The 12,139-nt window shown below is 63.5% G+C and carries 9 protein-coding genes; all 9 read left to right on the top strand.

The annotated features are described in order from the left end of the window. Nucleotides 1-129 precede the first annotated feature (129 nt). The 9 genes from algK to PspTeo4_RS26010 all read left to right on the top strand — a co-directional run bounded on the left by algK (nt 130) and on the right by PspTeo4_RS26010 (nt 12,093). The gene (algK, locus tag PspTeo4_RS26050; RefSeq protein WP_416196993.1) at nt 130-1,509 is read left to right on the top strand and encodes an alginate biosynthesis TPR repeat lipoprotein AlgK; all 1,380 of its coding nucleotides are present in this window, start codon (nt 130-132) and stop codon (nt 1,507-1,509) included. Then, entirely contained in the window at nt 1,506-2,984 is a 1,479-nt protein-coding gene (locus PspTeo4_RS26045; protein ID WP_322366604.1) for an alginate export family protein, read from the top strand. The genes algK and PspTeo4_RS26045 overlap by 4 nt, the downstream gene beginning before the upstream one ends. A gap of 17 nt (nt 2,985-3,001) precedes the next feature. Beyond that, nucleotides 3,002-4,561 (top strand): mannuronan 5-epimerase AlgG, encoded by a 1,560-nt coding sequence (gene algG / locus PspTeo4_RS26040; RefSeq protein ID WP_322366603.1) that lies wholly within the window; start codon nt 3,002-3,004, stop codon nt 4,559-4,561. Between the two features lie 13 nt (nt 4,562-4,574). Then, nucleotides 4,575-6,017: an alginate O-acetyltransferase gene (locus PspTeo4_RS26035; RefSeq protein ID WP_322366602.1), complete on the top strand. Its 1,443-nt coding sequence runs from the start codon at nt 4,575-4,577 to the stop codon at nt 6,015-6,017. Nucleotides 6,018-6,024: 7 nt separating this feature from the next. Further along, complete coding sequence (locus PspTeo4_RS26030) at nt 6,025-7,125, top strand: mannuronate-specific alginate lyase (RefSeq protein ID WP_322366601.1); 1,101 nt, start codon at nt 6,025-6,027, stop codon at nt 7,123-7,125. Between the two features lie 186 nt (nt 7,126-7,311). Further along, nucleotides 7,312-8,769: an MBOAT family protein gene (locus PspTeo4_RS26025; protein WP_322366600.1), complete on the top strand. Its 1,458-nt coding sequence runs from the start codon at nt 7,312-7,314 to the stop codon at nt 8,767-8,769. Between the two features lie 11 nt (nt 8,770-8,780). Then, nucleotides 8,781-9,938 carry an alginate O-acetyltransferase gene (locus tag PspTeo4_RS26020; protein ID WP_322366599.1) on the top strand — a complete coding sequence of 386 codons (1,158 nt, stop codon included), beginning with the start codon at nt 8,781-8,783 and terminating at the stop codon, nt 9,936-9,938. Between the two features lie 17 nt (nt 9,939-9,955). Beyond that, entirely contained in the window at nt 9,956-10,603 is a 648-nt protein-coding gene (locus PspTeo4_RS26015) for an alginate O-acetyltransferase AlgF (RefSeq protein ID WP_322366598.1), read from the top strand. A 35-nt stretch (nt 10,604-10,638) separates the two neighbouring features. After that, nucleotides 10,639-12,093, top strand: coding sequence for a mannose-1-phosphate guanylyltransferase/mannose-6-phosphate isomerase (locus tag PspTeo4_RS26010; RefSeq protein ID WP_322366933.1), 1,455 nt, complete (start codon nt 10,639-10,641; stop codon nt 12,091-12,093). Nucleotides 12,094-12,139 lie beyond the last annotated feature (46 nt).

The raw sequence follows: 12,139 nt of genomic DNA, 5'->3' as shown, positions 1-12,139 counted from the left end.
TGTGGGAGCTGGCTTGCCAGCGATCGAGTGCGCAGCGCTCGCCCAGCAGATGCATCGCCTGCCCTGGCCATTCGCCGGCAAGCCAGCTCCCACAGGGTCCGGGTCAATCTTGGCCTGTGCGGCCTGGCCATGGCGATCACCCTGGCCGGCTGTGCCGGCCTGCCCGACCAGCGCCTGGCCAACGAAGCGCTCAAGCGTGGCGACACGGCCCTGGCCGAACGCAACTACAAAGCCCTGGCCGACCTTGGCTACAGCGACGCGCAAGTGGGCCTGGCCGATATCAAGATCACCAGCGGCGACCCGACGCAGTTCAAGGAAGCCGAAGCGACCTACCGCGCCGCTGCGGCCACCTCGCCACGTGCCCAGGCACGCCTTGGCCGCCTGCTGGTGGCCAAGCCCGACAGCACGCAGGCCGAACGCGAAGAGGCTGAAAAGCTGCTCAAACAGGCCTCGGCGCAGGGCGAGAACAAGACCCTGATTCCGCTGGCAATGCTTTATTTGCTGTACCCGCAGAGCTTCCCCAAGGTCAATGCCCAGCAACAGATCGACCAGTGGCGCGCGGCCGGATACCCGGAAGCCGGCCTGGCCCAGGTGCTGCTGTATCGCACCCAAGGCACCTATGACCAGAACCTGGACAAGGTCGAAGCGCTCTGCAAGGAAGCCCTGAACACCCTCGACGTCTGCTACGCCGAACTGGCGACCGTCTACCAGAAGCGTGGCCAGGCCGACCAGCAGGCAGCCCTGCTGCAACAGCTCAAATCGGCCTATGCCCGAGGCACCGTGCCGGCCAGCCGCGTCGACAGCGTTGCCCGGGTACTGGCCGACCGCAACCTGGGCCAGACCGACGAGAAAACCGCCAAGGACCTGCTCGAGCAGATCGCCCCGACCTATCCAGCTTCCTGGGTCAGCCTTGCGCAACTGGTGTACGACTTCCCCGAACTGGGCGATACCGACCAGTTGATGGCCTACATCGACAAGGGCCGCGAAGCTCAGCAACCTCGCGCCGAACTGCTGCTGGGCCGCCTCTACTACGAAGGCAAGAGCGTCCCGGCCGATGCCGAGAAAGCCCAGCAGCACCTGCAGGCCGCCGCCGACGCTGGCGAAGTCAGCGCCGACTACTACCTCGGCCAACTGTACCGCCGCGGCTACCTGGGCGACGTCGAACCGCAGAAGGCCGTCGATCACCTGCTAAGCGCCGCCCGCGGCGGCCAGAACAGCGCCGACTACGCCCTGGCCCAACTGTTCAGCGAAGGCCATGGCATCCGCAGCAACCCGGCCAACGCCTGGGTCTTCGCCCAGCTGTCGCAGACCAACCCGACGCCGCAGTCGACCGAGTTGCTTACGCAACTCGACCAGCAACTGACGCCGGAACAACGCAGCCAGGCCCAGCAACTGCTGGCGCAGGAGAAACAGGCGCGCGGCAGCATGGCCCTGGGCGCCAAGAGCACCCTGGCCATCGAGGCGCTGCAAGACGATGAAAAAGAAGTAGACGGTGAGGACATGCTATGACGCTCAATCCCTTCGTGAAAGCTGGCATCGGCCTGAGCTTCGCCCTGCTGTGGTCCTGCCCGACCCTGGCGGACATGACCGCCGAAAAGAACTTTGGCCTGGACGTGAAAATCACCGGCCAGTCCGAAGACGACCGCGACCTGGGCACCCGTTCCGGCGGCGACGTCAACGGCCTGGGCCTGGACCTGCGCCCCTGGGTGTACGGTGAACGCGGCAACTGGAGCGCCTACGCCATGGGCCAGGCGGTGACCGCCACCGACACCATCGAAACCGACACCCTGCGCCAGAACGACGACGGCAGCACCACCGACACCAGCGACCACGGCCGCACGCCAGACAAGAGCTACCTGGCCCTGCGCGAGTTCTGGGTCGGCTACAGCGGCCTCACCGCTTACCCAGGCGAAGAGTTGCGCCTCGGTCGCCAGCGCCTGCGCAGCGACGATGGCATGTGGCGCGACACCAACATCGAAGCGCTGAACTGGACCTTCGACACCACCCTGCTCAAGGCCGACCTCGGCGTGGCCCAGCGCTTCAGCGAATACCGCACCGACCTCACCGAGCTGGCGCCGGAAGACAAGGACCGCACCCATGTCTACGGCAACGTCGCCGCACAGTGGACCCCTGGCCACTGGGTTGGCCTGCGCGCTCACCACAGCCACGACGGCGGCAGCCTGAAAAACCCGGGCGAAACCATCGACGCGCTGGACAAGACCCGCACCGGCGACCTCACCTGGCTGGGCCTGGAAGCCAACAGCGATGCCTACAACTGGCGCAACGACCACACCGTCAACTACTGGGGCAGCCTCACCTGGCTGACCGGTGATCGCGACACCCTGAGCAGCGAGCAGGTAGGCGGCGACCAAGTCGCCACCGGCAAGCAGAGTGGCGACGTCAACGCCTGGGCTACCGACCTCGGCATCCGCCTGCGCCTCGACCCCAACTGGCAAGTCGGCGCGGCCTACGCCCGTGGCAGCGGCGGTGGCGGCAGCGACGGCTCGAACAACTTCGAGCAGACCGGCCTTGAGAGCAACCGCTCCAACTTCACCGGCACCCGCTCACGCGTACACCGTTTCGGCGAGGCCTTCCGTGGCGAGCTGGGCAACCTGCAGGCGGCCACCCTGTTCGCCTCCTGGCAGCTGCGCGACGACTACGACGCCAGCTTCATCTACCACAAGTTCTGGCGTGTCGATGACCAACAGAACATCGGCTCCAGCGGCATCAACGCAGTGGTCAACGACAACGGCGTGAGCCGCCCGCTGGTCAACGGCGAGAAAGACCTGGGCCAGGAGATGGACGTGGTCGTCACCAAGTACTTCAAGCAAGGCCTGCTGCCGGCTTCGATGAGCCAGGCCATCGACGAACCTTCGGCCCTGGTGCGCCTGCGTGCCGGTGTGTTCAAGCCAGGCGATGCCTATGGCCAGGAAGCGGACTCGTACATGCACCGCGCCTTCGTCGACGTGATCTGGCGCTACTGAGCCGGGAGAGGAAACACATGACCCTTCACCCGAACCTTCGCCACAGCCTCCTGGCCAGCGCCCTGCTGCTGGCCTCGGGCCTTGCGTTCGCGGATACCCCCGCCACCAAGGCCAAGGAGCTGCAGCAAGCCAAGACCTACACCGTGTCCAGTGCACCGGTCGAACCGCTGCACATGGACCCGCCCAAGCTGCCCGACCTGTCCGGCTACACCGCCGCTGCCGTGCAGAAAAAGATCGACCGCAGCCACAAGGGCAAGGTCAGCGTACGCCGCATGCTGCAGGAAGAGTCGCTCAAGGAATTCATCGGCGGCGACAACAAGGCCGCCGAGTGGGTGCAGCGCCAGCATGGCATTCCCCAGGCGATCTTCGTCGATGACGGCCATGTCGACCTGGTCGAGCTGAGCAAGAAAGTACCCAATCAGTACCTGAGCGAAGTCGAGCCCGGTGTTTACCTGGCGCGCCTGCCGATCGTGGTCGGGCAGAAGGGCATTCTCGAGATCGACGGCAAGGTCAAAGAACTGCGCCTGTCCCAGGAAGGCGGTTCGTTCCTGGTCAACGACGGCAAGCTGTTCGTCACCGACACCCAGGTGACCGGCTGGCGCGAGAAGGACAAGGCCCCGGCCAGCTTCCGCTCGCCACAAGAGTTCCGCCCATTCCTGCTGTCGTGGGGTGGCACCGAGACCTACATCGTCAACACCAAGATGGCCAGCTTCGGCTACGCCAAGTCCAAGTCGTACGGTGTGAGTATTTCGCAGTACACCCCGAACATGGCCAAGCGCATGGGCCGCCCTGAGCCCACCGGCTGGATCATCGGCTCCGAGTTCAGCGACATGTGGTACGGCTTCTACTGCTACGAAACCCAGGACTTCGTGGTCAAGGACAGCACCTACCGCGACAACATCGTCTACGGCATCGACCCGCACGACCGCTCGCACCGCCTGATCATCGCTGGCAACACGGTGTATGGCACCAAGAAAAAGCACGGGATCATCGTCTCGCGCGAGGTCAACGACAGTTGGATCATCAACAACAAGAGCTATGACAACAAGCTCTCGGGCGTGGTGATCGACCGTAACAGCGTCAACAACCTGATCGCCTACAACGAGATCTACCGCAACCACACCGACGGCATCACCCTGTACGAAAGCGGCGACAACCTGATCTGGGGCAACAAGCTGATCAACAACCGCCGCCACGGCATCCGCGTGCGCAACAGCGTGAACATCCGTCTGTACGAGAACATCGCCATGGCCAACGGCCTGGTGGGCGTCTACGGGCACATCAAGGACCTGTCCGACACCGACCGCGACATCGCCCTCGACCCGTTCGACACCAAGGTCTCGCTGATCGTGGTCGGCGGAGAATTGGCGGCCAATGGCTCGGGCCCGCTGTCGATCGACTCGCCGCTTTCGGTCGAGCTGTACAAGGTCTCCATGCTCGCCCCGCGCAAGGCCAACGGTATCAGCCTCAACGGCATCCTCGGCGAGCGCCAGGACGAAATCCTCGACCTGCTGGTACGCCAGCAGAAGGCTGTGCTGATCGACCCGGTCGAACGCCAGACCGAAATGATCGACTAAGGAAGCCCCGACCATGACCCCACACCTGATGAAACTGCTCGGTCTGTCCGCCGCCCTCCTGGCCATCAGCCAGGGCGTGCGCGCCGACGACGTGAAAGCCCCGACCTTCACCGCCGAGCCCTGCTGCCAGCTGTGCCCCGAAGCACACGATGCCAGCCGCTACACCACGCGTTACCAGCAGAACTTCACCACCCTGGTGCAAGCCCAGGGCGACTGGCTGTTCCGTACCCGTGAAGACCTGCGCACCGAATTCGACACCACACCGTCGGGCTACAAACGCCTGCAGCAAGTGCACGACGCCTTCAAGAAACGCGGCGTGGAACTGGTCGTGGTGTACCAGCCGACCCGCGGGCTGGTGAACCGCAACATGCTCAAGCCTGAAGAGAAAGCCGCCTTCAACTACCAGAAGGCCCTGGGCAACTACCAGGCCATGCTGCAGCGTTTCGCCAAGATGGGCTACAACGTGCCCGACCTTTCGCCGCTGACCAACGAGCAATTGGCCGCCGCCGATCAGGGCAAGGACTTCTACTTCCGCGGCGACCAGCACTGGACGCCTTACGGCGCCGAACGCGCAGCGAAGATCGTGGCCGAGACCGTGCACAAGATGCCGGAATTCGAAGGCATCCCGCGCAAGGAATTCGAGACCCACAAATCGGGCCGCATGGGCAAGACCGGTACCCTGCACAACGTGGCGGGCCAGCTGTGCGGCACCAGTTATGCCGTGCAGTACATGGACCAGTTCGCCACCGAACCGAAAGGTTCGAGCGGCGGCGACGACCTGTTCGGCGACAGCGGCAATGCCCAGATCACCCTGGTCGGTACCAGCCATAGCGGCAAGAACTACAACTTCTCCGGGTTCCTGCAGCAGTACATCGGCGCCGATGTGCTCAACGTCGCCTTCCCCGGCGGTGGCCTGGAAGGCTCGATGATCCAGTACCTGGGCAGTGAAGAGTTCCAGAACCACCCGCCGAAGATCCTGATCTGGGAGTTCTCCCCGCTGTATCGCCTCGACCAGGAAACCATCTGGCGGCAGATTCTCGCCCTGCTCGACGACGGCTGTGATGCACGCCCCGCGCTGATGAGCGCCAGCGCCGAACTCAAGCCTGGCAAGAACGAGCTGATGGTCAACGGCAAGGGCGGCGTGATCAGGGACCTGATCAACCGCAACTTGCAGATGGACTTCAAGTTCGAGGACACCTCGGTGAAAACCTTGCAGGCCACCCTGTGGTACCTCAATGGCCGCCACGAAGACATCAAGATCGAGAAGCCGGACACCTCGGAAACCGACGGCCGCTTCGTGTTCCAGATGCGCGAAGACGAAGACTGGGCCAGCCAGAACCTGCTGGCCGTCGAAGTCCAGGGCCCGGAAGACGGTACCCGCAAAGTCGAAGCCAAGCTTTGTAAACGCAACAACTTCGCCAGCCCTGCGCAGCACACCGCGCAAGCTGGCCAGTGAGGCGAACATGACCAAGCTCAGCAGAACCACCGCACCCACACTCCTCGCCCTGGCGCTGTTCGGCGGTGCCGCGCATGCCGCGCTGGTACCGCCCCAGGGCTACTACGAGGGCATCGAAAAGCTCAAGAGCAGCGACGGCAACTTCCGCTGCCCGGCACCGCCCAAGCCTTATACCGGCGCGCTGCAGTTTCGCAGCAAGTACGAAGGTTCGGACAGTGCCCGGGCAACCTTGAACCTGGACTCCGAGCAGGCCTTCCGCGACTCCACCAAGGAGATCACCACCCTGGAGCGTGGCGTGGCCAAGATGGTCAACCAGTACATGCGCGACGGTCGCCCGGCGCAGCTTGACTGCACCCTGAACTGGCTGGGTACCTGGGCGCGGGCCGATGCGTTGATGTCGACCAACTTCAACCACACCGGCAAGTCCATGCGCAAATGGGCGCTGGGCAGCATGAGCGGGTCTTGGCTGCGCCTGAAGTTCTCCAATTCGCAGCCGCTGGCAGCGCATCAGGCCCAGGCCGAACTGATCGAGAAGTGGTTCGCCCGCCTGGCCGAGCAGACCGTGCGCGACTGGAGCAACCTGCCGTTGCAGAAGATCAACAACCACAGCTACTGGGCTGCCTGGTCGGTGATGGCTACCGCCGTGGCCACCGACCGTCGCGACCTGTTCGACTGGGCGGTGAAGGAATACAAGGTCGGCGCCAACCAGGTCGACGCCCAGGGCTTCCTGCCCAACGAACTCAAGCGCCGCCAACGCGCCCTGGCCTACCACAACTACGCCCTGCCACCGCTGGCGATGATCGCCAGCTTCGCCAAGGCCAATGGTGTGGACTTGCGTGGCGAGAACAACAACGCCTTGCAACGCCTGGGGCAGAAAGTGCTGGCCGGGTCGAAAGACCCAAGCGCGTTCAAGACCCGCAATGGCGAGAAGCAGGACATGGACGACCTCAAGGTCGACAGCAAATACGCCTGGTTGGAGCCGTGGTGCCAGCTGTACCAGTGCAACGCCGACACCCTGGAGCGCAAGCGTGAGATGCAACCGTTCGACAGTTTCAGGCTGGGCGGCAACCTGACCCGGGTTTACGACCCGAGCGCGGCTTCGAAGTAAGACCGGGGCCGCTCTGCGGCCCATCGCAGGCTGCGCCAGCTCCCACGCGCGATTTCCGTGGGAGCTGGCGAAGCCTGCGATCGAGGGCAAAGCCCTCGCATTGATTGCAAAGGTTTCCTCCAGTTTTGCCTGGGGGGTTTGGGGGGCGCTTTGCCCTGAATGCTGTGAACAACAAGGAGAACCGGGATGGTCTTCTCGTCCAACGTGTTCCTGTTCCTGTTCTTGCCGATCTTCCTCGGCCTGTACTACTTGAGCGGGCAACGCTATCGCAACCTGCTATTGCTGGTGGCCAGCTACATCTTCTACGCCTGGTGGCGGGTGGACTTCCTCGCCCTGTTCGCCGGGGTCACCCTGTGGAACTACTGGATCGGCCTGAAAGTCGGCGCCGCCGGCGTGCGCACCAAGCCGGCCCAGCGCTGGCTGCTGCTCGGCGTGGGCGTCGACCTGGCGATCCTGGGCTACTTCAAGTACGCCAACTTCGGTGTCGACAGCCTCAACGCGATCATCACTTCGTTCGGCCTGGAGCCGTTCATCCTCACCCACGTGCTGCTGCCGATCGGTATCTCGTTCTACATCTTCGAGTCGATCAGCTACATCATCGACGTGTACCGTGGCGACACCCCGGCCACCCGCAACCTGATCGACTTCGCAGCGTTCGTGGCGATCTTCCCGCACCTGATCGCCGGCCCCGTGCTGCGTTTCAAGGACCTGGTCGACCAGTTCAACAACCGCACCCACACCCTGGACAAGTTCTCCGAAGGCTGCACCCGCTTCATGCAGGGCTTCATCAAGAAAGTGTTCATCGCCGACACCCTGGCGGTGGTCGCCGACCACTGCTTCGCCCTGCAGAACCCCACCACCGGTGATGCCTGGCTCGGCGCCCTGGCCTACACCGCACAGCTGTACTTCGACTTCTCCGGCTACAGCGACATGGCCATCGGACTGGGCCTGATGATGGGCTTCCGCTTCATGGAGAACTTCAAGCAGCCGTACATCAGCCAGTCGATCACCGAGTTCTGGCGCCGCTGGCACATCAGCCTGTCGACCTGGCTGCGCGACTACCTGTACATCACCCTGGGCGGCAACCGCAAAGGCACCTTCAACACTTACCGCAACCTGTTCCTGACCATGCTGCTGGGTGGGCTGTGGCACGGCGCCAACTTCACCTACATCATCTGGGGCGCCTGGCACGGCATGTGGCTGGCGATCGAGCGTGCGCTGGGCATCGATACCAACCCGCAGCGCTTCAACCCGGTGAAATGGGCCTTCACCTTCCTGCTGGTGGTGGTCGGCTGGGTGATCTTCCGCGCCGAAAACCTTGAAGTGGCCGGCCGCATGTATGGCGCCATGTTCAGCTTCGGCCAGTGGCAGCTGTCCGAACTCAACCGCGCCCAGCTCACCGGCCTGCAGGTGGCCACCCTGGTGATTGCCTACATCACCCTGGCGTTCTTCGGCCTGCGCGACTTCTACCGCAATGCCAAGCCAGCACCCAAGGCCAGCCCGGTGCAGGTCAATGCCGATGGCTCGATTGGCCTGGACTGGACCCGGGTGATGTCCCGCGCCCTGATCCTGCTGCTGTTCGTGGCCTCGATCCTCAAGCTTTCGGCGCAAAGCTACTCGCCGTTCCTCTACTTCCAGTTCTGAGGTTGATGACCATGACCCGGACATTACGCATCACTTACTCCCTGTCGTTCCTCAGCCTGCTGGTGGGCATGGGCGTGTGGTCCACCGGTGGCCTGCAAAGCTTCCAGCGCACCGAGCAGATGACCTTGCTCAACGGCAAGCTGGCCAAGGCCGCCGAAACCCACTACGACGACGAGTTCCCCATCAAACGCCTGGGCACCAACCTCTGGGCGGCGCTGGACTTCAAGCTGTTCAACGAAGGCCGCCCCGGTGTGGTGCTGGGCCGTGACCAGTGGCTGTTCAGCGATGAAGAGTTCAAGCCCACCGCAGGTGCCGAGCAACTGATGCAGGAAAACCTGGCGCTGATCCGTGGCGTGCGCGACACCCTGCAACGCCACAACGTGCAGCTGGTGCTGGCGATCGTGCCGGCCAAGGCGCGGATCTACTCGGAATACCTGGGCAAGGAGCAACCGGCCAGCCTGCACGACGACCTGTACAACCAGTTCCACGCCCAGGCTCGCCAGGCCAATGTGTTCGCCCCCGACCTGCAGGCGGCCCTGGAACAGGCCAAGGCCCGTGGCCAGGTGTTCCTGCGCACCGACACCCACTGGACGCCCATGGGCGCCGAGGTGGTCGCACAGGCCCTTGCCGAAGCCGTCAGCCGCCAGAACCTGCTGAACGGCGAGCCGCAGACCTTCATCACCGAAGCCGGCACCAGCGCGCCGTACAAGGGCGACCTGACCAACTTCCTGCCGCTCGATCCGCTGTTCAGCAACTTGCTGCCGCCGCCAGACAACCTGCAGCAACGCACGACGCGCCCTGCTGAAGCCGAAGGTGAAGCCGACGACACCCTGTTCGCCGACAAGCAGATTCCGGTCGCCCTGGTCGGCACCAGCTACAGCGCCAACCCGCACTGGAACTTCCTCGGTGCCTTGCAGCAAGCCCTGCGCAGCGACGTCGCCAACTACGCCGAAGACGGCCATGGCCCGCTGCTGCCGATGCTCAAGTACCTGCAAAGCGACGCCTTCAAGAACGCTGCGCCACAAGTGGTGGTGTGGGAATTCCCAGAACGATATCTGCCAATGAAGAACGACCTCAGCAGCTTCGACCCGAACTGGATCGCACAGCTGAAGAACGCCCGTAAATCCGAAGAAAACCTGGCCTTGTCGTCCACCCGGACGAACCACTGATAGAGAGGAACACGCACATGACTACCAAGACTTCCATTGCCAAAGCCCTCACCCTCGCGGCTGGCCTGTCTCTCGCCTCCATGCAGGCCTTCGCCGGCGCCGACGCCGCGCTATACGGCCCGACCGCACCGAAGGGCTCGACCTTCGTGCGCCTGTTCAACGCCTCCAGCGCACCGACCGCCGCCACCGTCGGCAACACCCAGATCAAACAGGTGGGCGCCCAGGCCAGTAGCGACTTCAGCTTCCTGCCTGGCGGTGACTACACCGCCCAGGTCGGCGGCAAGAGCGTGCCGGTCAAGCTGGCTGCGGACAAGTACTACACCCTGGTCAACAACGCCGCAGGCAACCCACAGTTGATCGAAGAACCACCGTTCAAGAACAAGCAGAAAGCGCTGGTGCGGGTGCAGAACCTCAGCGACCAGGCCCTGACCCTGAAAACCGCCGACGGCAAGACCGCCGTGGTGCAGTCGGTGGCGGCCAAGGGCCGAGGCGAACGTGAAATCAATCCGGTCAAGGTCAACCTGGCCTTGTTCGAAGGCGACAAGAAAGTCAGCGACCTCAAGCCGGTCGCTCTGGAGCGCGGCGAAGCTGCGGTGCTGTACGTAACAGGTTCCGGCAACAGCTTGTCGCCGGTGTGGGTAACTCGCCCCGTGGCTAGCAACTGATCCCCCTGCCTCTTAACGACTATTGGAGAAACATGATGATCCCGGTAATTCTTTCTGGTGGTAGCGGTTCCCGTCTGTGGCCTCTGTCGCGCAAGCAGTTTCCCAAGCAGTTCCTGGCCCTGACCGGTGAGCACACGCTGTTCCAGCAGACCCTGGAACGCCTGGTGTTCGAAGGCATGGACGCGCCCATCGTGGTCTGCAACAAGGACCACAAGTTCATCGTCCAGGAACAGCTGACTGCCCTGAAGCTTGAAACCCAAGGCCTGCTGATGGAGCCGTTCGGTCGCAACACCGCACCGGCAGTGGCCATGGCCGCCATGAAACTGGTCAACGAAGGCCGTGACGAATTGATGCTGGTGCTGCCGGCCGACCACGTGATCGACGACCAGAAAGCCCTGCAACGTGCCCTGGCCCTGGCCACCGTGGCCGCCGAGCGTGGCGAGATGGTGCTGTTCGGCGTGCCGGCCACCAAGCCTGAGACCGGCTATGGCTACATCCGCTCCAGCCAGGACGCCCTGCTGCCTGAAGGCGTGGCGCGGGTCGCCCAGTTCGTCGAGAAGCCGGACGAAAAGCGTGCGGCCGAATTCGTTGCAACCGGCGGTTACTTCTGGAACAGCGGCATGTTCCTGTTCCGTGCCAGCCGCTTCCTCGAGGAGCTGAAAAAGCACGACGCCGATATCTACGACACCTGCGTGCTGGCGCTTGAGCGCAGCCAGGAAGACGGCGATGTGCTGAGCATCGACGAAGCCACCTTCGCCTGCTGCCCGGACAACTCCATCGACTACGCCGTGATGGAAAAGACCCAGCGCGCCTGCGTGGTGCCGATGTCCGCCGGCTGGAGCGACGTGGGCTGCTGGTCGTCGCTGTGGGAAGTGCACGACAAGGACGCCGACGGCAACGTCACCAAGGGCGATGTGGTGGTGCAGGACAGCCGCAACTGCATGATTCACGGCAACGGCAAGCTGGTGTCGGTGATTGGCCTTGAGAACATCGTGGTAGTCGAGACCAAGGACGCAATGATGATCGCCCACAAGGACAAGGTCCAGGGCGTCAAGCAGATGGTCAAGACCCTCGACGAGCAGGGTCGCAGCGAGACCCAGAACCATCTGGAAGTGTACCGCCCGTGGGGTTCGTACGATTCGGTGGACATGGGTGGCCGCTTCCAGGTCAAGCACATCACCGTCAAGCCGGGCGCCAGCCTTTCGCTGCAGATGCACCACCACCGCGCCGAGCACTGGATCGTGGTGTCCGGCACCGCCGAGGTGACCTGCGACGAGAACGTGTTCCTGCTGACCGAGAACCAGTCCACCTACATCCCGATTGCCTCGGTCCACCGCCTGCGCAACCCGGGCAAGATCCCGTTGGAGATCATCGAGGTGCAGTCTGGCAGCTACCTGGGCGAGGATGACATCGAACGGTTTGAAGATGTGTATGGCCGTACCTCCACGCCGATCGAGCGTGGGATTTCGGTGAAGACCATCGCGCAGTAAAACGTCCGCGTTGAAAAAGCCCCGTTGCCTGTTGAGGAACGGGGCT

The sequence above is a fragment of the Pseudomonas sp. Teo4 genome, from assembly GCF_034387475.1.
Taxonomy (GTDB): Bacteria; Pseudomonadota; Gammaproteobacteria; order Pseudomonadales; family Pseudomonadaceae; genus Aquipseudomonas.
The sequence above is the reverse complement of the archived record's forward strand: the minus strand, read 5'-3'. Positions and strand labels throughout refer to the sequence as shown.

Coding starts and splice junctions, on each gene's coding strand:
- algK (WP_416196993.1), top strand. CDS start 130: ATGGCGATCACCCTGGCCGGCTGTGCCGGCCTGCCCGACCAGCGCCTG.
- PspTeo4_RS26045 (WP_322366604.1), top strand. CDS start 1,506: ATGACGCTCAATCCCTTCGTGAAAGCTGGCATCGGCCTGAGCTTCGCC.
- algG (WP_322366603.1), top strand. CDS start 3,002: ATGACCCTTCACCCGAACCTTCGCCACAGCCTCCTGGCCAGCGCCCTG.
- PspTeo4_RS26035 (WP_322366602.1), top strand. CDS start 4,575: ATGACCCCACACCTGATGAAACTGCTCGGTCTGTCCGCCGCCCTCCTG.
- PspTeo4_RS26030 (WP_322366601.1), top strand. CDS start 6,025: ATGACCAAGCTCAGCAGAACCACCGCACCCACACTCCTCGCCCTGGCG.
- PspTeo4_RS26025 (WP_322366600.1), top strand. CDS start 7,312: ATGGTCTTCTCGTCCAACGTGTTCCTGTTCCTGTTCTTGCCGATCTTC.
- PspTeo4_RS26020 (WP_322366599.1), top strand. CDS start 8,781: ATGACCCGGACATTACGCATCACTTACTCCCTGTCGTTCCTCAGCCTG.
- PspTeo4_RS26015 (WP_322366598.1), top strand. CDS start 9,956: ATGACTACCAAGACTTCCATTGCCAAAGCCCTCACCCTCGCGGCTGGC.
- PspTeo4_RS26010 (WP_322366933.1), top strand. CDS start 10,639: ATGATCCCGGTAATTCTTTCTGGTGGTAGCGGTTCCCGTCTGTGGCCT.